The organism is Streptomyces sp. NPDC048254 (genome assembly GCF_043201895.1).
Classification (GTDB): Bacteria; Actinomycetota; Actinomycetes; order Streptomycetales; family Streptomycetaceae; genus Streptomyces.
Map to the genome: position 1 here is coordinate 175789 of NZ_JBICZJ010000018.1, position 18406 is coordinate 194194.

Sequence of the window (18406 nt, forward strand, 5' to 3'; positions counted from 1 at the left end):
CACGCTCCCGAGTGTGAACACTCTCCCGCTCGTGACCTGCATCATGCCGACGCACGACCGGCGGCGGTTCGTACCCCGTGCGATCGCCTACTTCCTGCGCCAGGACCACCCCCGCAAAGAACTCGTGATCGTCGACGACGGAACGGATCCCGTCGAGGACCTGGTGCCGGGGCTGCCGAGCGTCCGCTACCACCGGCTCACCCGGCGCGTCACGGTGGGCGCCGCGCGCAATCTCGCCTGCGAGGCGGCCACGGGCAGCGTCATCGCGCACTGGGACGACGACGACTGGCAGGCCCCCGACCGGCTGAGCCGGCAGGTGCGGCAGCTGACGTCGGGACGGGCCGACCTGTGCGGCATGACGAGCGTGCTCTACTACGACCCCGCCGCCGACGCGGCCTGGCGCTTCACCTGGCCGTCCCGGCTGCCCCGCTGGCTCGCGGGCCAGAGCCTCTGCTTCCGCCGCGACCTCTGGGTCCGCTCCCCCTTCCCGGACCAGGCCGTCGCGGAGGACGCGGTGTTCGTCCGCCGCCTGATCAACCGGACCCCCACCCGGACCACACCCGGCGACGCTCTCGTGGCCCTGGTGCACCCGGCCAACACGGTCGCGAAGTCGAGCCGCAACGTCAATGCCTCGCCTGCGACGATGACCGAGGTCCGGGCGCTGCTCGGACCGGACCTCGACTTCTACCGCGCCCCGCGGACCTGAGCGGCCGGGCCGCGTGCCCGTATGGCGTCGACGTCGGCCGCGCTGTACCCGAACTTCGCCGCCTTCGCGTACGGGATGTCCGCCCAGCTCTGTCTCAGCATGCTGCGGACCTGGCCCATCACGGTTGCGGCGTGCATGTCGTGGCCGGTGATGTCGCCCACCGTGATCATGAGGGAGGCCGGTTGGCCGGACGGCGCGGACGGCAGGTGATAGGCGTCGTACCAGTCTCCGCCGATCATGTTGCCGTTCGCGGACGGTTGGTACAGGGCGCTGGTCTCGACATGGTCGGCCAGGGGGAGATCGGTGAGCATGGCTTCCTGTAGCTGCCGGGCGACCGAGATCCGCTCGTCCAGGTAGAGGGCGCGCTCCACCGCCTGCGCGATGTAGCCGGACGCGGCGGTGAGCGTGGCGCGCTCGGTGATGCTCACCTGGTGCGGTTTGGTCCAGCAGATGGTGAGGACTCCGAGCAGGGCGCGGCTGCCCCAGAGCGGCAGGCACAGCACTGTGCTGAAGCCCATGCGGTCGAAGACGGCGACCGCCTCGGGGCTGTGGTCGGCGACGAGCGCCTGACGGTCGGGTACGAACACCGTGCGGCGTTCACGGAAGGCCCGGGCGCCCGGAAAGGCCGCGTCCGTGGGCAGGAGGGGGACCTCCTGTTCCATCGCGTACACGATGTCCGGGTGGGGGATCCGGCGCAGTTCTTGCTTGTCGGCGACCTTCTCGGCGACCAGCAGTCCCACGTACGCGGGCTTGCCGACGCCGCTGAACAGATCCCGCAGCCGCCGACGCACGTCCTCGAGGCCGGAGGTCTGAGCCAGCTCCTCCGAGGCCCTCAGCAGCAGCTCGGCATGGTCGAGGCCTGCCTGGGCCTCGTGCTCCAGACGCTCCGCGTCGCTCCGGGCCTGCTCGGCGGTGGCCCGCGCGGTCTCCAGCACCTTCTGCGTGGACCGGCGCTGTGCCGACAGGATCCGCAGGCGCAGCTCGGCGGAGCAGGCCGCGGTGAGGTCGGCCAGGTCGCGCTGTTCCCCGTCGGTCCAGGTCCGGGGCCTGTGGTCGATGGTCGATGGCGCACAGGGATCCCAGGACGAGCCCGTCGCTGTCGGTCAGCGGCATGCCGGCGTACGAGACCACCCCGAGGGCCGTGATCGCCGGGTCGGTGCGCAGCCCGTCGTCGGCGCGGGCGTCCGGCACGATCAGGGGCTGCCCGGAGGACACCACGTACCGGCACAGCGCATGCGAGGGCAGCGCGCGATTGCCCGCCCGGGGTTCGGGCAGACCCGTCATGCCGGGCAGGATCACACTGTCCCGCTCCATGAGTGATACGAGGGCCACGGGCACGCGGAGCAGTCGTGTCACCAGCCGGCTGAACCGGTCCATGTCGGCATCGGGGGCGGACGAAAGACCGGCCAGTCGCACCGCCTGCTGCTGTGCGGCGTCCGGGCCCGTCTCCGTTCCGGGCTTCCGGATCTGCTCCGCCATCTGCCCTCCGGTACCACTGCCCGAGGCCGTTCTCAATGGCATCGTAGGGCAACGGCGGGCGCCGTGACCGTTCTCGTTGTGGAAGCCGCAGTTTCGGTACTTGGCGCGCGCAGACGGAGTTCGTCAACGGGCAGGCCGCGGCCGCGGCCTCCGTCATCACCTTGCGCAACAGGGTCGGCTCGGATCCGTATCTCGGCTCGGCCGGAGTCACCATGGGCAGGTGCACGCCTCCGGGCGAGCGGTACGAGCGAATGGCGGCCCGGTTGCGCTCAGCGCGGGGCTAGTACCAGTCGGTGTGCGGCTGTCACCTGCGCCTGACCCCTCGGATCGTCCGCAGGGTGTCTACATGGGGTCCATGGTTCCGCTGCCCCTGCCGTTTTCCTGTTCGCTCTTTTCCCGAATACGTATGGCCTTGTCCGTCAGTCGCCGGCGTTCGGCGGGATCGGTGGCGTGCTGAGCCGCCTGCTCCAGCTCTTCGGCTTTGGCACGCATCTGCTGGGCCCGCTTGCTCGGCTGGTTCTCGATGTTCATGATCAAACCTCGGATTGGGGGGAGTGCGGCGTCTTTCCAAGCCAATCAGCAGCAGAGTGCACTCGCCACCGAACGGAGCGCGGTCCCCAGTGGGCTGCGCTGCCGATGGCAGTGTCGGCGGGGGCGCTGCCCGTCGGGGCGGTTTCAGGTGCGCAGCCGTGCTTCCACCCGGCCGTCGGTTATGCGGGTGTCGAAGGCGGGCTGGGGCGCGGTGGCCGGGCCGGTGACGTTCCAGCCGTCGGTCAGCCGGAAGGTGCTGCCGTGCCAGGGGCAGCGCAGGCAGCCGTCTTCCAGAGTGCCTTCCGAGAGGGGGCCCGCGAGGTGGCTGCAGTGTTCGGCCAGCACGTGCACCCTGTCGTCCGGCCGGCGGACGGCGACCACGGCCACGCCGTCGAGGTCACGGCGCGTCGGCCGGCCCAGCGGAAGGTCGGACAGGTCGGCGACGTAGTGCCAGCCTGGCTCCACCAGCTGCGGGACGGCTTCGGCGTGGTTGGCGCCCGCTGCCAGGCGGTAGGCGAGGTGGCCGCCGAGCGCGCCACCGATACCGACGACACCGAGCCCCGCCCAGCCGTACATCCTGCCGGAGATTTCGTGCCCGCGCAGACGAGCGGTCATGGATGTGACATACAGGGCGACACCGGTGAGGTTCGCTCCGGCATGGACGATGCCGACGCGCATCTGCCGACGGTTCAGCTCCGCCCAGTCCACCCAGCCTGACGCCGCGGCCGGGGCTGCGGCGAGCAGGCCGGTGGCGATCAGGATGCGCGCCGCGCGTCGATGGCCGGGCACTGCGTCGAGCACCGCAGCCGAGAGCCAGCTGCCGAGGGGTATCTGGACCAGCAGCGGGTGTACCGGGTGACCCAGCCACCGCCCGTGCAGTCCGTCTCTGGCCCGGCCGAGTGGCACCGCCTGCACCATCCGCTGCGTGAGCTCGAGCAACTTGTCGGCGCCGGAGAAGCGTTCCAAGCGGTCGGCCGCTTTCAGGACATGGCCGGGGCCCCCTGCATCGGGCAGGAGCCGTCCGGCCGTCGGGGGAAGGCGGTGGGGGAGAGTGCTGAGTCTCATGCGCTCCGAGTAGCCGCTTCACGGTGCCGTAATCAGCCGGCCTCCGCCGAGCCGAGAGCGCCTCGTGATCTGGTCTTCGGCGCGATGATCGAGTGGCTGGAGGAGGTCGTCGCCGACCGTAGGAGGTGCCGGCCGGCCGCCTGCCCCGGCTTCGAGTGGTGACCCGCGGAGTGCTCCGTGACGTGGACTGGCTTGTTCGTGCCGCCAAGACTGCGGCCCACGGCTCTGTCGGCGGGGTGTCGAACTGCATGACGTCACCGGGTCGCGCCTGCGGCTCTCTCACCAACTCCTTCGGCCCGGCTCGGCCCCCAGCGGTCGCAGGTGACGCTCACAGGCCGCGCCGGGCAGGCAGCCTGCCGTTTAGCCGCATGCGTGCGGGAAACGTGGGAGTACCCAGCTGACTGCGAAAACGCCGACCATGCGAACCGAGGCCGGCGGGCCGCAGCCGATCGAGAATCGAGAGGAGCCCGTGCGATGACGACTCCTGAGCCGGGCCGAACCCCGGGACTCGCACCAGGCGGCGGGACGTCACCTGGTGAAACTCCGCCCGCAGAGGGGAGCATTTCCGGCATCTCTCATCCGGAGCCGCCCGAGTCGCGGAAAGGATGGGCGGCCATACCGCTCGTTCTGATCATGGGGGTGGTACTGCTGGTGGCGATCGGCCTCATCGCGATGGTGGTGGCTCTGATCGGATAACCACCCTGAGTGACGAGAGCGCCGACGAGAGTGGCCACTGTGCCCGGGCGGCCACTCCGTTGTGTGGAGCCCGGAGTTCGAGCCGACGCAGGAGTGGATCCCGACCGATCCGATCCGTCTGGTGGGCTCGGTCTCCGCCACGTTGCAGGGCGGCTACGTCGCCGTGGATCAGTTCCGTGCAGCCTTGGGTGTCGCGTTCGCCGTGGACGAGCGTGGCGCGGCGTCGGGCGACCAGGAGCAGGAGATGGACCTGCGGCTCACGACGAAGCGGTGACGGGACGGAAGACCGTTCTCGCACGACCCCGACCCACGAGGAGATGAGCGCGATGGTGCAGATCGGGTACACGATGATGACCGAGCAGGCCGGTCCGCGGGAGCTGGTGGGGCATGTCGTCGGCGCGGAGCGCGCCGGTTTCGACTTCTCGGTCACGTCCGACCACTACTTCCCCTGGCTGGAGTCCCAGGGCCACGCCTCCTACGCGTGGAGCGTGCTGGGTGCCGCCGCGCAGGCCACCGAACGCATTCCTCTGATGACGTATGTGACGTGCCCGACGACCCGTTATCACCCGGCCGTCGTCGCGCAGAAGGCCGCCACGATGCAACTTCTCTCCCAGGGGCGGTTCCGCCTGGGACTCGGCTCCGGGGAGAACCTCAACGAGCATGTGGTGGGGGGCGGTTGGCCCGCCGCGCACGTCCGGCTGGCGATGCTGGAGGAGGCCGTGGGGATCATCCGCTCGCTCTTGGCGGGGGAGAACGTCAACCACCACGGTGCCCACTTCGACGTGGAGAACGCGAAACTGTGGGACCTGCCCGACACACCCCTGCCGATCGGTGTCGCCGTCTCCGGCGACAGCTCCTGCGAACTCGCCGGCCGTCTCGCCGACCTCGTGATCGCCACCGAACCCAGGCCGGAACTGATCTCCGCGTTCGACCGGTACGGCGGCACGGGCAAGCCCAGGGTCGGCCAGTTGCCGATCTGCTACGACACCGACCGCGACGCGGCGATCGCCCGCGCCCACGACCAGTTCCGCTGGTTCGGCGGCGGCTGGCCGGTCAACTCGGAGCTGCCGGGACCCGCCGCGTTCGCGGGTGCCACCCAGTTCGTACGGCCCGAGGACGTGGCCGAGTCCATTCCCTGCGGCGACGACGTGCAGGCGGTCGTCGAGGCCGTGCGCCCCTACACCGACGCGGGGTTCACCGAGGTGGCCCTCGTGCAGATCGGCGGCGAGCACCAGGAGCCTTTCCTGGAATGGGCCGAGCACAAGCTGCTGCCTGCCCTCCGTGACCTGTGAGAGGGCGAGGAGACCCAGATGACCACGAGCCGCGCCGCGATCTTCGACGTCGACGGAACGCTCGTCGATACCAACCACCTGCATGTTGTCACCTGGTGGGAGGCTTTCCGGCAGTCGGGCCACCACGTCCCCATGCGTGACATCCACCGGGCCGTGGGCCTCAGCGGCGGCGACCTGCTGGACCATCTGCTCGGCGACGGCCGCGATCCCGATGAGGACGAGCAACTCTCCGCGGCCCACCACGCCCTCTACGCCACGTACTTCGAGCGGCTGCCGGCGTTGGACGCGGCGGGCGATCTGCTGCGCGCACTTGCCGGACGGGGGTGGGAAATCGTCCTGGCGACGTCGGCGAGCGGCGCGGAACTGTCCGCACTACGGCGTGCCATCGACGCGGACGACGTCATCCTCGGGGCGGCGAGCGCGGACGACGTCGCCGACGGCAAACCCGCCCCCGACCCTGTCCAACAGGCCAGAGAGTTGGCCGGGGTGCCGAGCGAACGGGCCGTCTTCGTGGGCGACACCGTCTGGGACATGAAGGCCGCCGATCGGGACGGAGTGACGCCCGTGGCAGTGCTGTCCGGCGGGATCCCGCGTGCGGACCTGGAGACCGCCGGTGCCCAGGCGGTGTACCGGGACCCCGCCGACCTCCTCGGACACCTGGACTCCAGCGCCTTCGCCGACATGGAGTGACCGACGGCCGGAGCGAACCCCTCCACCAGGAGGGCGGCCCGGCGATCCTCTCTGCCCGAGGGCGAGCCGGTCGGCCCCACCCTCCGGGACGATGGTCGCCCGGCGATTGCACTGGTAGCAGATCGTCGTACGCACGACAGACACGGTGCCTCGGCTTCCCGGACCCGCACCGGGTCCACCCGTCCGGGAGGACGGGAGAGGCGGAGGGCCTCCATCGGGAAACACGCCGTCACTGCCGTTCCTTCTTGGGGAAGAGGTACTCGTCGAGGACCAGTCCGACGGCGACGGCCGCCGGGATGGCGACGAGGGCGCCGATGATGCCGAGGAGCGCCCCGCCGACCAGTACCGCGAGGACGGTGACCAACGGGTGGACGTCCACGGCGAACTTCATGGCCCTCGGCACGATGAGGTAGTCCTCGGCGACACGGAAGACGACGTAGAAGACCGCCGTCGCGAGCGCGATGGGCAGGGACACGGACAGCGCGACGAGACTGACGATGATGCCGGCGAGAGTGGAGCCGACGATCGGGATCAGGTCCATCAGGGCCGTGAAGATGCCCAGTGCGGCGGCGTACGGGACACCGGTGGCCGCGCACCAGCCGAAGGTCGCCACGCCGGCGATCCCCGAGGTGACGAGGTTGCCGAGCATGAACTTGCCTATCCGGTTCATGATCTCTTCGGCCACGCCCTCGACGCGCTCACGGCGGCTGACCGCCACGAAGCGGTAGCAGAAGTCTTTGATGGTCGGCAGCGCCGCCATGCAGTCCAGGGTCACTGTGATCACGATCGCCGTGGACGTGACGGTGCTCAGGACCATTTGGCCCGCGCCCAGGACGCCTCCTGCCAGGCCGGACGCTCCGCCTCCTGAACCGATCTGTTCCTTGGCCTTCTCGACCGGGTGGAAGCGGTCCTCCAGGCGGCCGATCGTGGACTGGTGGTCGTGGAGCTGCTCCAACCAGCCGGGCACCGCGTCCACCAGCGCGGAGATCTCCTTGGACACCGGCGGAATGACCAGCGCCAGGAACCCGCCGAGCATGACGACGAACCCCGTCAGGACGATCGCTACGGCCCAGCCGCGCCGCAGCCCTCGGCGCGTGAACCAGACGACGAGCGGTTCCAGACTGATCGCGATGAACACCGCCAGCAGCAGCAAGGTCAGCATGGAACTGACCCGCATGACGGTCTGGACGGCGAGCCATGCCAGGCTTGCGCCCAGGCCCAGGGCGAACCCCACGGTCACCCATGACCGCCTACGCCCACCGCGCGCATACAGATGCGGCGGCTGCTGGGGCGCCGTCCAGGATGTCCGGGCGCCATCCGCCGGGCCGGGGTCTAAGACATGCGAGCCCGGCCCTTCCACAGCGCCGTGCTCCTCCCGAGTGGACCCGGACCCGGACTCGGACTGCGCGGACATCGCGATGCCTCTCCTCGACTGCCTCGAACGGGCAGGGGCCCGCAGGGCCTCCGCGCCTCTCGCCGTACGTGGGCCGGACAGCAGGTCTCGCCTCTGTCCGTCACCCCGGGCGGTTCGTCCGAGACCGGTCGCTGCCCGGGCTCCCGAGTACCCCGGCATCGTGCTCGTACCGCATGCGCGCTGTCACAGCGGTGTGCGCAGTGAGGTACGGCCGAGGTCGGTCATCAGGTCGGCGAACAGCCGGGCGTGGATGCGCTCGGGTCGTCCGGCGCCGAACTCGTCGTACTCCACGGCGGCCATCGCGGCCTTCGCGCGTCCCGTAAGTCGCGGGATGACCCAGGCGTGCGGATCGGCTTCCTTGAGGTGGTAGAGGGAGCGTTGGGCCGCGTACTCGCGGAACTGCCACAACTCTCCTCGCTCCTTCAGGAACGAGGAGGGCCCGTCGGCGTCGACCGGTTCCACGAGGAGGTCCGCGAGGGCTTCCTCGGCCGTGCGCGGCGATCCGGCGTCGGCGCGGAGCGCGGACAGGAAGCGGTGTTCCATCTCCGCCCGCAGACGCAGCAGGCCGGGTTCCCACTCCCACCCGGGGTCGACGCCGGCGAAGCCGCGGTAGTGGAGTTCGTAGCAGAGGTAGAGGGCCAGTTGCAGATCGTTCCCGTAGGGGTCCGCGTGCACCGCGGTCACCCGCTGCGGCAACGGCGTCCCGGCGGGCCGGGTCAGGGCCTGGCGGACCGTGCGGGAGAGCTCGCCCCTGCTGCGTGGCAGCGCGGCGCCGGTGGCTTGGCCGTGGGCGGTCGTCGCAGTGGTGGTCATGCGCTCCGCCTTTTCTCCCGGGCGCGGTGGCTGGTGTCGCACCAGGGATAGGCCCGGCTGCGCCGGCAGACGCAGAGCGCGACGGTGAAACGGTCCGAGCACACGGTCCTTCCGTCGTCGAGCACGACCTCGACCGGTCCTTCGACGAGGATCGGTCCGTCGCTCGTCAGGGTGACGCGGCGTGATGGTTCAGCGGGCTCGTTCGGCACGGATGATCACCAGCTCTTCCTTGTCCTCGCCGGCGTCGAGGAGCCCCTGCTCGCGCAGCCACGCCCCGCGCGAGCGGAGCACGGGGCCGAAGGGCACGAGACGTCGGTCGGTCACCCGGGCTTGGAGTCCTGACCGTTCCAGGCAGGCCAGGGTCGGTGCGATGCCGCACAGGGCGGAGTGCACGAGCAGCAGTACACCGCCGGGGCGCAGCGAGGTGTGCGCGCGGCGGCAGATCCGGTCCAGCAGGAGGCGTCCGTCCACACCCGCGTCCCACGCCACCGCGGCACGATGTCGGCGGGGGACGGGCCCGGGTGCCGGGACGTAGGGCGGGTTGCTCACGACGAGGTCGAACCGGCGGCCGGTGACCGGGCCGAACAGGTCTCCGTGGAGGACTTCGACGGGCAGGCGGGCGAGCCGGGCGTTGAACCGGGTGGCCAGGACCGCCCGGTAGGTCCTGTCGACGGCGGTGACGCGGGCGCCCCGCCGGGCCGCGGCCAGGGCGAGAGCTCCGGCGCCGGTGCCCATGTCCAGGACGGCGGCTCCCGCGGGCAGGTGCTCCCGGTCCAGGGCCTGGGCCAGCAGCTGGGTGTCGTGCTGGGGGGCGTACACCCGCCACGGGGCCAGCACCGAGCCGGTTCCGTCGTCGTTCCGGGTCGTCATGTCGATCACGTCTGTACCTCGCAGCTCGCGCCCCGAGCGTCTCACCGGACGCACCCGTCGGGTGGCTCCATGCGAGGGGGCGCCTCACGGGCGAGCCTCGCAGGGCACACCCGGCCAATGCGTCAGTGCTCCGAGTGCCCGGTGAAACGGACCTCACACGGCACAACGGTCACCTCTACGATCATCCGGGCGCCGTAGCCTCACACCGACAGGGCGCGGAGTGAACCGATATCCGATCTCTTGAGGCTGGAGCCAAGCAGCGTGACCGATCTTGATCCCTTCACCGACCTGCTCGACTATCCGATGTACGTCGTGACCGCGGAGGCCGGCCGGGAAAGAGCCGGTTGCCTGGTCGGATTCGCCTCGCAGTGCTCCATTCAACCCGCCCGGTTCATGGTCTGGCTGTCCAAAGCCAACCGGACGTGCCGGGTCGCCGAGCGTGCCGAACGCCTCGCGGTCCATCTCCTGCGCCGCGACCAGAACCGGCTGGCCCGGCTCTTCGGCGGCGAGACCGGCGACCGCACCGACAAGTTCAGCCACGTCCCGTGGCATCCAGGACCGGGCGGAACGCTGATCCTCGATGAGGCCCCCGCCTGGTTCGTCGGCCGCGTGGAGAGCCGGATCGACGGCGGTGACCACGTCGGTTTCCTGCTGGCTCCGGAGGCGGCGGACAACCCCACGGGCAACAGAACCCCGCTACTGACGCTGAACGACACCCATGACGTCACCCCAGGCCACCCGGCGGACTGAGCCAGCCGAGCGGAACCGGGCGGCACGGAACGAGATCAGCCGGCGGGCACCTGCCGACGATCAGGTCACAGACGCGGCTGCGGTCCCCGGCCAGTCCGACCACTCCGCCAGGACCAGTCGGTCCGGCCTTCGACGGCGGGACTGGCGACCACGCCGACAGGTTCAAGTTCACCGACGTCCCCTGACACTTCGGACCGGGCAGGTCTATGGTCCTCGACGCGGCCCGGTCCTGACAGGCCGGTCGCGTGGAGAGCCTGAGCGACGGCGGCGGCTGTGGGAGATGTGAGTGGTCTCCGTTCCCGATCCCCACGCATCGCCTGAACTTGCACCCCGGGCACGCGAGAGCCCCGGGACTCGTCATGGAGTCCCGGGGCCGTGGTGCTCAGAGCAGGCGTCGGATCAGACCTGCGGGCCGCCGTACGGGGCGCCTCCCGCGCCGTAGTAGGTGCCCAGCTCGTCGTGGTAACCCGGGTCGCCGAGGTGCTTCTCGCGGTCGAACTCCGGGGCGTCCTTGATCTGTTGCTTGGCCAGGCCGACGAAGACCTTCTTCTCGCCCGGGTCGATGCTCACGACCGTGCTCGCCGGGAGCAGGACCTCCTTGCCGAAGATCCACACACCGGTGTCGACCACCAGGTAGGCGTCACCGACCTCGTCGGAGTGCTTGTCGACCTTGCCGATACTGCCGTCCGTTGCCTCGACCTTGTATCCAGTGAGGTCGGCGTCCGCCAGGCGACCCGCGGTCGACTTGTAACTCCACACGTTCTCAGTCACGCGAAAACAACTCCTCCGGTAACGGAGGACGGCAGGGGTTCCCGCCGATCCTCCTTTTCCGTACGTCTTACACAGCGGTTTCTTCGACCGCCTTGATTGCGAGTGCCCCGCATCCGGGGTTACACGCCCCGCATTCAAGCCGGAATCCATAATTCTCTCCGGCCTGCACGGGAAATACTTTCGCCGGTCAACTACCAGCGATACCAGCGGCCACTCCCACCCTTCGGACGGGCGACGAACCCGACGAGCCACAGGACCAGCACGGCGATCGCGACCCACCACAGAATTTTCAGTGCGAAACCCGCACCGAAAAGAATCAGGGCCAGTAGAAGAACGAGAAGCAGGGGAACCATAATTGTCAACCTCCGAAGCGCCGTGTGCCCACCAGTCGCTCCTCCACGCCTGCGAGCTCGTAACAGGATCTTTTTGAGACGTCCCGGTCGGGCGCGTGGGTGTCTCGATTCGGCGGTCCGTGGTGTGTGATTACCCGGGCGCTGTACGCGGTCCTGCTCAGGCTTCATGGTCACGGCGCGGGACGTGGTCTCGTCACTTGGCATCTGCGGGACCGGGCGGCCCGGCGCTTACTCCGGAGGCTGACTCGCATGGGGGCGAGCGCGGCCTCCCTGCCCATCTTCCGTGAGGACAGGTCGCCGATCCTGGTCGAACACCCAGGGCATCCACCGCAAGCGTCGCGCCCGCATGGCCGCCCTTGAACGGCGCGACGGCGAACCCAGGCCGTGGCAGCACCTCCTGTCACGGGGAGGCGAGCGCGCCTCCGGCCAGGCGTTCACCATGCGCCGGCGAGAGCAAGCCAGCGATCACCCCTCGGCACGGTGGGAACGATCGGTGGACGAACTCGGCAGGTGTCAGCTGTCCGTTTCCGTTGCCCGCGAGGGAAAGGCGCGGATCGGGTCGGTAGCCTGCGTGCCGTCGGCGATGGCCCGGGCGAGGTCGGAGAGTTTGCGGCTGTGGGCGCGAGCGTACGCGCGGAAGATGCTGAACGCCTCGTCGATGGACATCTGCCATCGCTCGGCAAGGATCCCCTTGACCTGCTCGATGACGATGCGACTGTTGAGGGCGTACTGGAGCTGGTCACGCTCGGCCTCACTGTGGGCAAGCGTGCGCTGTTGGAGGATGGCGATGGTCGCCACGTCGGCGAGGGCCTGGGCGAGGGTGAGATCCTCTTCGGCCAGCGGCTCGGGCCCAGCCCTGAACAGGCTGAGCGCGCCGATGACCCGTCCGCGCAGCCGCAGCGGCAGGGCGTTGGTGGAGACGAAACCGGTGTCCTGGGCGCTGCGGGCGAACTGTGGCCACCTGGTGGTTGCCGTGGGGTCGGCGAGGCTGACGTTGATCCGCGGCAGGCCGTCGTGGTAGCAGTCGACGCAGGGGCCCTGGTCGTGCTGGAGAGCGAAGAGTTCCAGCAGCCGGGTGTGTTCGTCGGAGGCGGCGAGAACGTGGAGCTTGTCGTTCTCGTCCGCGAGCAGGATGCCGACGGCGGCGACATCCAGCAGTTCCAGGCAGTGCACGGACAGCTTCTGCAGGAGGTCGATGACGTCGAAGTCGTCGATCAGGGAGTCGGCCACCTCGACGAAGACTTCGGTGAGTTGCTGTTCACGGGGTGCCATCGAGATCAGTCCTCGTCTTCGTCTTCGGTGACGTTCGTCGGGTGCGGGTCGGGTTCGAGCCGCAGCCGCCTGTCCACGACGTCCCGGGCTGTGTCGGTGAGGGTGCGGCTGTTGCCGTAGGCGTAGGCACGGAGCCGCAGCAGAGCCTCTGCCAGGGTTACGGAAAGCTGGACGCTGACCATGCCGGTCGCCTGGTGGAGGACCGCATGGTGCAGCACCGGGGCGACCAGGTCCTGGTTTTCCGCGGCCGACCGCAGCGGGCTCCCGAGATCCAGGACGCGTTTGGTCAGGGCGACGGCCAGTACGTCGACATCGTCGCCCTGCAGGGGTGTCAGGTGCCCTGGGGTCCTTCTGACCAGGGTCAGTACGCCGAGGGTGATGTCACCGATGTGCAGGGGGAAGCAGAACTCCGCCCGCACGTTCAGGGCGGACGCCTCGATGAGGAGAGTGGGCCAGCGGTCCTCTCGCACGCGGCCCAGATCGGGCACGCGCACCACGCCGCCGCCGGCCAGGCAGTCCGGCCCCGGCCCGTATCCGAGGGTGAGCTGCAGGTCCTCGAAGTCCCGCGAGAGGCTGTCGGAGGACCAGAGGATGTGCGCGTGCCAGGGCCAGCGGAACGAGTGCGACGCGCGCTCCCTCGTCGGCCAGGACTCGCGCGAGGCCGTCTACCGCACGGCGTCCGCGGATCTGCTGGAGCAGCAGCCCCGCGCGACCTGCGGCTCATCAGCAGGGTGGCGGCCGGCAAGCAGGTCGCGTGAAGGCGGCCGCCTCCTCGTGGCGGCAGCCGACCCGCTCCACGTCGTCGGTGAGGGCGTTGAGCGCGTCCCACGACGCCGACACCTGGCGGACGCCGAGTTCGCTCAGGGCGTCCACGATGACGCGGGCGACGGTTCGGGCCACGGATTCCTGCGGATCAGATGGTGAAGTGGTCGGGGTCGGCGGCCTTCCAGTCGGCGGGCGGCTCGACCAGCAGTTGTCCGGGGGACAGCCAGTCGTACAGCACGTCGTAGGAGCGCACGGTCTGCGGGTCGATGCGGCGTCGCAGCATGTGGGGGTGGAGCTGGGCGGGGTCGGTGACTCCCATGGAGGCCATGATCTGGAGGGCGCTGCCGACGGTGGCCTCCTGGAGGCGTCGTACGCGCGCGGCCTTGTCGCCGACGTCCAGCGCGCGGGCCCGTCGCGGGTCCTGGGTGGTGACGCCGACGGGGCAGGAGTTGGTGTGGCAGCGCTGGGCCTGGATGCACCCGACCGCGAACATCATGGCGCGGGCCGCGTTGCCGTAGTCGGCGCCCTGGATCAGGCGTTTGACGAGGTCGGCCCCGGTGGCGATCTTGCCGCTGGCGCCGATCCGGATCCGGTCCCGCAGGCCCGCGCCGACCAGGGCGTTGTGCACGGTCATCAGGCCCTCGGTGAGCGGTGTGCCGATGTGGTCGGCGAATTCGAGCGGTGCGGCACCTGTACCGCCCTCCCCGCCGTCGACGATGATGAAGTCGGGTGCGGTGCCTCCTCGGTCATCGCCTTGCACACGGCGAGGAACTGGCGCCGTGAACCGGGGCACAGCTTGAAGCCGGCCGGCTTGCCGCCGGACAGTTCCCGCATCCGTGCGATGAAACGGACGAGTTCACGAGGCGTGGAGAACACCCGGTGGTACGACGGGGAAATGACCGTCTCGCCCTCGGGGACATCCCGCACCCGGGCGATCTCAGCGTTCACCTTGGCCCCGGGCAGTACACCGCCGATCCCGGGTTTGGCACCCTGCGACAGCTTCAGCGACACACACCTGACGCTCTCGCCCGACGCCTTCTCGGCGAACTCCCCGGCGTCGAAGTCCCCGTCCCCGGTCCGGCAGCCGAAGTAGCCGGTCCCGATCTCCCACACCAGGTCACCACCCGGGCGCAGGTGGTACTCGGACAGCCCGCCCTCACCGGTGTCGTGCGCGAAACCGCCTGCCGCGGACCCCTGGTTGAGCGCCAGGACGGCATTGGCGGAGAGCGAGCCGAAGCTCATCGCGGAGACGTTCAGCAGTGCCATGTCGTACGGCCGGGTGCAGTCCGGGCCCCCGATCCGTACGCGCGGCGGGTGCTCGGGCACCGGGCGCGGAGCCATCGACGGAACCAGGTACTCGTAACCCGCCTGGTACACGTCGCGTTCGGTGCCGAACGGCTCTTCCGCGGCGGTGCCCTTGGCCCGCTCGTAGACGATGCTGCGGATGTCCCGGTCGAAGGGCCGCCCGTCGAAGTTCCGCTCGACGAAGTACTGCTGCAACTCGGGACGAATGCGCTCCAGCAGGAAGCGGGCGTGCCCGATCACCGGATAGTTGCGCAGCACCGAGTGGCGTCGCTGGGCCAGATCCCACACACCGATCGCGCCGAGTACGGCCAGCGGTACCGCCGCCACCCACCACCAGGGCGACACCACCACGGCCACAGCGACCACTGCGATGGCGGCGCCCACGACCATCGCGATCATTCCGGTTCTCAGCACGACCCACGAGTAACCCGCTTGGCCCGTCTCATGCGGACCGGCAGCGTCGACCGGGCGTTCCTGGTGTCGGGAGGGGATCGGGGTCGCCTCGACCCGCTTGCCGGAAGGAGACGAGGGGGTGCGCTGGGTGGAGCACTACGACCGCGGTGCCGCGGCCGGCCCACCCGCGCAATGTGCCCGCGCCGTTGCCGCGGCATGACCGTCCACGGCAGCCCGGAGACCACCGCGTCGACCGGTTCGCCCACCGCGGCGGCCAGCTCGGCGGCCGAACCCTCCACCACGGTCAGCCGTGTGTCGCGCCGGGTGGCCGGCAGCCGGGCGGCGAGCACCGGGTTGAGCTCGACCGCGACGAGTCGTGCGCCGGGCGTGAGCCGGGCGAGGATCGCGTCGGTGAACACCCCGGTCCCCGGGCCGAGTTCGACGACGAGCCGGGCCCGCTCCAGACCGGTGCCCTCGGTCATCGCATGGCGCCGGAGGGGGAGCCGCCGCAGAGCCCCCCGCCCCGCTGCTCTCCTCCGGTCGCGGACTCCCAGGCATGCGCGAGCGCACCGCCCTGTACGGCGGGAGCGTCGACGCCGGACCCACACCTGACGGCGGCTACCGGGTCGCCGCCACCCTGCATGTCGCCGCGCCGAAGCCGACTCCGGCGACCTCATGACCGGCCCGATCGAGCCACCGACTCGTACTGCGTCATCGTCCCGGGTGCTGATCTGCGACGACCAGGAGCTGATCCGGATGGGGCTGCGCATGGTCGTCGACAGCCAGCCCGACCTCACCGTGGTGGGCGAGGCCGCCGACGGCGACGCGGCGATCGCGGGCGTGGCCGCACTGGAACCGGACCTCGTCCTGATGGACGTACGCATGCCCGGTCTGGACGGCCTCGCCGCGACCGAACACCTCTGCGCGCAGCCCCACGGGCCGCGGATCCTCGTCGTCACCACGTTCGACCTCGACGAATACGCCTACGCGGCCCTGCGCGCCGGCGCGAACGGGTTCCTCGTCAAGGACGCCCGCGCCGAGGAGATCCTGGTGACCGTCCGCGATACTGCGGGGCGAGGTCATGGTGGCGCCCTCGCTGACCCGGCGCCTGGTCGAACGCTTCGTCCTGCACGCCCCCGCGTCCGCGCCCGCCCAGCGCCGCCTGGCGGCTCTCACCGAGCGTGAACGAGAAGTCCTCGCCCTGGTCGCCCGGGGACTGGCCAACGGCGAGATCGCGGACCGCCTCTTCGTCGGGGAGACGACCGTCAAGACCCACCTCGGCCGGATCCTGACCAAACTCGGCCTCCGGGACCGTGTCCACGCGGTGATCTTCGCTTACGAGAGCGGGCTGGTACGGGTCGGGGACTGAGCGGCGACAGGCATCCCGCCCGGTGGCCCGCATCGTCGTGGTGAGCCTGTGACAGGTCATGCCGCCAGGTGCCAGGCGTACACGGTCGGGCGGTGCTACAGCGTGGAGCGGACGGGGATGATCACGGGCTGGGTTCCCGGACCGTCTGCGGCGGGTCCGGCGCCCCTACTTCGCGCCGGGGTCCAGCAGCCGACGGATACGCTCGTACTCAGCGGCCATCTCCGGCGTGGCGAGGAAGTCGTCGAGGTCGGCGGACACCTCGTGGTCGACGTCCTCAATGGAACGGATGGCGAGTTCGTAAAGCTCGCCGCGCCGGTTCTGCTCCAAGTAGCTCTTCCAGTGTGCCAACGCACTGATGGCGGTGAGGACTCCGGCGTCCAGATCGTCATCGACCAGGATGCCGTCATAAATCGTCGCAATCGCGTTGTGCAGCTCGGCGGCGCTGATCGTCAGGACGTTCGCGCAGGCATGGGTGAGTGCCGCCCGGGCGTCTTCGGTGAGTTCGTCCTCGGCCGCACCGCGCAGCAGCTCCGGCCGCACCAGACGAGTGACCGTCTCCTCCCCGAAGGCACGAACGCCGTCCTCGGTGGCTTCGACGATCAGTCGGAGGATGTCCGCCTCGAGTTCGCTGTAGTTCACGCGCGCAGCCTGAGCGGTCGACTCCGGAAGCCCTTCGGGGGCCGGCTCCGGGCCGGTCGTGGGCACCGCCGCATTTCCTGTTGGCAGGCGCTCGGTTGATCCCGACGGCGACATGGCCTGGCGCAACCGCCCGCTGGAGTTCCTCGCCGACCTTGTCGGTGGCGCGGGAGAGTGTGCCCTCTCATGACGTTGGTTTCGCACTGTCAGGCTTGGCGGGCGTAGGACGCGAGGCGATCGGCGAGCGCGATGACGAGGTCGCGCAGTTCGTCGGGGCGCTCGATGACGAACGGCCGGTCGAGTGCGGCGAGTGCCGGAGGCAGCCAGTCGAGCCGCTCCGCCCGTAGTTCGACGCGCAGCCAGCGCTCGGTCGCCCGGTCCTTGTCCGCCGTGGGCGTGTGCTCCTCCAGGCTCGCGACGCTGGCGGGAAAGTGGGCGCGGATCTGCTCAACGGTCCCGTGGATCCGCAAGGTCACCTCGTGCCGGTACTCGGCCGTGGCGAACCCTGACAACAGGCGCTGTGCCGGATCGGGACCCACGGGCGCCTCGAATGAGCCGGGCAGGGTCCTCGCGTCCGCGATGCGGTCGAGTCGGAAGGTTCGGGCCTCGCCGATCTCGGGGTCCGTGCCCGTGACGTACCACCGGCCCGAGTGGGCGACGATCCCGTACGCGTGCAGCGTGCGTTGGCTGTGCCGGTCGTCGCGGTCGGTGTATCGGAGCGAGACCGGTCGGCGGTGGCGTACCGCATCGGCGATGGTGAGCAGCACGCCGGCGTCCGGGGTGGCGAACTCACCGGGCTGATCCGTGAAGGCGAGGGATTCCAGGAGTGCGTCGAGCCGGTGGGCGACGTGCTTGGGGAGCACCCGCCGGATCTTGGCCGACACCGTCTCGCTCGCCGTGCGCTCCGCCGTCGTCAACCCTGTTCGGCGGCCGGCGACCAGGCCGAGCAGCACGGCCAGCGCCTCGTCATCGCTGAGCATGAGCGGAGGCAAACGGTACCCGGGGGCGAGTCGGTACCCGCCGTAGCGGCCGCGCACCGACTCCACGGGCACGTCGAGGTCGATCAGGTGATCCACGTACCGCCGCACGGTGCGCCCGTCGACGCCGAGCCGGTCGGCGAGTTCGGCCGCCGTCCGGGTGCCGCCCGACTGCAGCAGTTCCAGGAGTGTCAGCACGCGGCCGGTGGGTCGAGGCATGGGTACAGCCTAATGCGAATACAGGACCGATTCTGTCCAC

General features: G+C 70.1%; 21 protein-coding genes and 4 pseudogenes. 8 read left to right on the top strand and 17 right to left on the bottom strand.

Features of this window, described 5'->3' with window-relative positions:
• Window positions 1-13 precede the first annotated feature (13 nt).
• Window positions 14-706 (top strand): glycosyltransferase family 2 protein, encoded by a 693-nt coding sequence (locus ACGFZQ_RS39010; RefSeq protein ID WP_393844385.1) that lies wholly within the window; start codon window positions 14-16, stop codon window positions 704-706.
• Here the strand turns inward: ACGFZQ_RS39010 and ACGFZQ_RS39015 are convergent.
• From ACGFZQ_RS39015 to ACGFZQ_RS39030, 4 genes and pseudogenes are all read right to left on the bottom strand, one after another.
• Window positions 685-1641, bottom strand: a complete 957-nt coding sequence (locus ACGFZQ_RS39015; RefSeq protein WP_393844386.1) for a PP2C family protein-serine/threonine phosphatase — start codon at window positions 1639-1641, stop codon at window positions 685-687. The two genes, ACGFZQ_RS39010 and ACGFZQ_RS39015, sit on opposite strands and share 22 nt — an antisense overlap.
• Window positions 1642-1813: 172 nt before the next feature.
• A pseudogene (locus ACGFZQ_RS39020) lies at window positions 1814-2227 on the bottom strand (hypothetical protein); the annotation flags it as partial.
• A gap of 300 nt (window positions 2228-2527) precedes the next feature.
• Window positions 2528-2716: a DUF6381 family protein gene (locus tag ACGFZQ_RS39025; protein WP_351742764.1), complete on the bottom strand. Its 189-nt coding sequence runs from the start codon at window positions 2714-2716 to the stop codon at window positions 2528-2530.
• Window positions 2717-2860: 144 nt separating this feature from the next.
• Entirely contained in the window at window positions 2861-3781 is a 921-nt protein-coding gene (locus ACGFZQ_RS39030; protein WP_393844387.1) for a Rieske 2Fe-2S domain-containing protein, read from the bottom strand.
• Window positions 3782-4255: 474 nt separating this feature from the next.
• On the opposite strand from ACGFZQ_RS39030, the gene ACGFZQ_RS39035 reads away from it, so the two are divergent.
• The 4 genes from ACGFZQ_RS39035 (at window position 4256) to ACGFZQ_RS39050 (ending at window position 6459) form a co-directional block, all read left to right on the top strand.
• Window positions 4256-4477: a DUF6480 family protein gene (locus ACGFZQ_RS39035; protein WP_393844388.1), complete on the top strand. Its 222-nt coding sequence runs from the start codon at window positions 4256-4258 to the stop codon at window positions 4475-4477.
• A 61-nt stretch (window positions 4478-4538) separates the two neighbouring features.
• Window positions 4539-4751, top strand: a complete 213-nt coding sequence (locus ACGFZQ_RS39040; RefSeq protein WP_393844389.1) for a hypothetical protein — start codon at window positions 4539-4541, stop codon at window positions 4749-4751.
• Between the two features lie 52 nt (window positions 4752-4803).
• On the top strand, window positions 4804-5769 hold the full coding sequence (locus tag ACGFZQ_RS39045; RefSeq protein ID WP_393844390.1) for an LLM class F420-dependent oxidoreductase: 966 nt from the start codon (window positions 4804-4806) through the stop codon (window positions 5767-5769).
• A gap of 18 nt (window positions 5770-5787) precedes the next feature.
• Window positions 5788-6459: an HAD family hydrolase gene (locus ACGFZQ_RS39050; protein WP_393844391.1), complete on the top strand. Its 672-nt coding sequence runs from the start codon at window positions 5788-5790 to the stop codon at window positions 6457-6459.
• A 229-nt stretch (window positions 6460-6688) separates the two neighbouring features.
• Here the strand turns inward: ACGFZQ_RS39050 and ACGFZQ_RS39055 are convergent, their stop codons facing one another.
• The 4 genes and pseudogenes from ACGFZQ_RS39055 to ACGFZQ_RS39070 all read right to left on the bottom strand — a co-directional run bounded on the left by ACGFZQ_RS39055 (window position 6689) and on the right by ACGFZQ_RS39070 (window position 9556).
• Window positions 6689-7699, bottom strand: a complete 1011-nt coding sequence (locus ACGFZQ_RS39055) for an AI-2E family transporter (protein ID WP_393844392.1) — start codon at window positions 7697-7699, stop codon at window positions 6689-6691.
• Window positions 7700-8083: 384 nt separating this feature from the next.
• A pseudogene (locus ACGFZQ_RS39060) lies at window positions 8084-8686 on the bottom strand (iron-containing redox enzyme family protein); the annotation flags it as partial.
• Window positions 8683-8895, bottom strand: a complete 213-nt coding sequence (locus tag ACGFZQ_RS39065; RefSeq protein ID WP_393844393.1) for a CDGSH iron-sulfur domain-containing protein — start codon at window positions 8893-8895, stop codon at window positions 8683-8685. The pseudogene ACGFZQ_RS39060 and the gene ACGFZQ_RS39065, both read right to left, overlap by 4 nt.
• Entirely contained in the window at window positions 8876-9556 is a 681-nt protein-coding gene (locus ACGFZQ_RS39070) for a HemK2/MTQ2 family protein methyltransferase (RefSeq protein ID WP_393844440.1), read from the bottom strand. The genes ACGFZQ_RS39065 and ACGFZQ_RS39070 overlap by 20 nt, the downstream gene beginning before the upstream one ends.
• A 261-nt stretch (window positions 9557-9817) precedes the next feature.
• On the opposite strand from ACGFZQ_RS39070, the gene ACGFZQ_RS39075 reads away from it, so the two are divergent.
• Window positions 9818-10306 (top strand): flavin reductase family protein, encoded by a 489-nt coding sequence (locus ACGFZQ_RS39075; protein WP_393844394.1) that lies wholly within the window; start codon window positions 9818-9820, stop codon window positions 10304-10306.
• Window positions 10307-10705: 399 nt separating this feature from the next.
• On the opposite strand, the gene ACGFZQ_RS39080 is transcribed toward ACGFZQ_RS39075, so the two are convergent.
• From ACGFZQ_RS39080 to ACGFZQ_RS39110, 7 genes and pseudogenes are all read right to left on the bottom strand, one after another.
• On the bottom strand, window positions 10706-11077 hold the full coding sequence (locus ACGFZQ_RS39080; RefSeq protein WP_351747843.1) for a PRC-barrel domain containing protein: 372 nt from the start codon (window positions 11075-11077) through the stop codon (window positions 10706-10708).
• 191 nt (window positions 11078-11268) lie between these two features.
• Window positions 11269-11430 carry a hydrophobic protein gene (locus ACGFZQ_RS39085; protein ID WP_351747845.1) on the bottom strand — a complete coding sequence of 54 codons (162 nt, stop codon included), beginning with the start codon at window positions 11428-11430 and terminating at the stop codon, window positions 11269-11271.
• A gap of 513 nt (window positions 11431-11943) precedes the next feature.
• A complete protein-coding gene (locus ACGFZQ_RS39090) occupies window positions 11944-12702 on the bottom strand; it encodes an ANTAR domain-containing protein (RefSeq protein WP_393844395.1) in 759 nt (252 codons plus the stop codon).
• Window positions 12703-12707: 5 nt separating this feature from the next.
• Window positions 12708-13190 (bottom strand): ANTAR domain-containing protein, encoded by a 483-nt coding sequence (locus ACGFZQ_RS39095; protein ID WP_393844396.1) that lies wholly within the window; start codon window positions 13188-13190, stop codon window positions 12708-12710.
• 235 nt (window positions 13191-13425) lie between these two features.
• Window positions 13426-13602 (bottom strand): hypothetical protein, encoded by a 177-nt coding sequence (locus ACGFZQ_RS39100; protein ID WP_393844443.1) that lies wholly within the window; start codon window positions 13600-13602, stop codon window positions 13426-13428.
• Between the two features lie 13 nt (window positions 13603-13615).
• Window positions 13616-15171: pseudogene (locus tag ACGFZQ_RS39105) on the bottom strand (FMN-binding glutamate synthase family protein).
• 8 nt (window positions 15172-15179) lie between these two features.
• Window positions 15180-15647: an rRNA adenine N-6-methyltransferase family protein gene (locus ACGFZQ_RS39110; RefSeq protein ID WP_393844397.1), complete on the bottom strand. Its 468-nt coding sequence runs from the start codon at window positions 15645-15647 to the stop codon at window positions 15180-15182.
• 74 nt (window positions 15648-15721) lie between these two features.
• On the opposite strand from ACGFZQ_RS39110, the gene ACGFZQ_RS39115 reads away from it, so the two are divergent.
• Both ACGFZQ_RS39115 and ACGFZQ_RS39120 read left to right on the top strand, forming a co-directional pair.
• A complete protein-coding gene (locus ACGFZQ_RS39115) occupies window positions 15722-15844 on the top strand; it encodes a hypothetical protein (RefSeq protein WP_393844398.1) in 123 nt (40 codons plus the stop codon).
• A pseudogene (locus ACGFZQ_RS39120) lies at window positions 15841-16534 on the top strand (response regulator). The gene ACGFZQ_RS39115 and the pseudogene ACGFZQ_RS39120 overlap by 4 nt, the downstream one beginning before the upstream one ends.
• Before the next feature lie 165 nt (window positions 16535-16699).
• Here ACGFZQ_RS39120 and ACGFZQ_RS39125 read toward each other — a convergent pair.
• Window positions 16700-17173 (bottom strand): hypothetical protein, encoded by a 474-nt coding sequence (locus ACGFZQ_RS39125; protein WP_393844399.1) that lies wholly within the window; start codon window positions 17171-17173, stop codon window positions 16700-16702.
• A 203-nt stretch (window positions 17174-17376) separates the two neighbouring features.
• The gene (locus ACGFZQ_RS39130; protein WP_393844400.1) at window positions 17377-18366 is read right to left on the bottom strand and encodes a helix-turn-helix transcriptional regulator; all 990 of its coding nucleotides are present in this window, start codon (window positions 18364-18366) and stop codon (window positions 17377-17379) included.
• Between the last annotated feature and the right edge of the window lie 40 nt (window positions 18367-18406).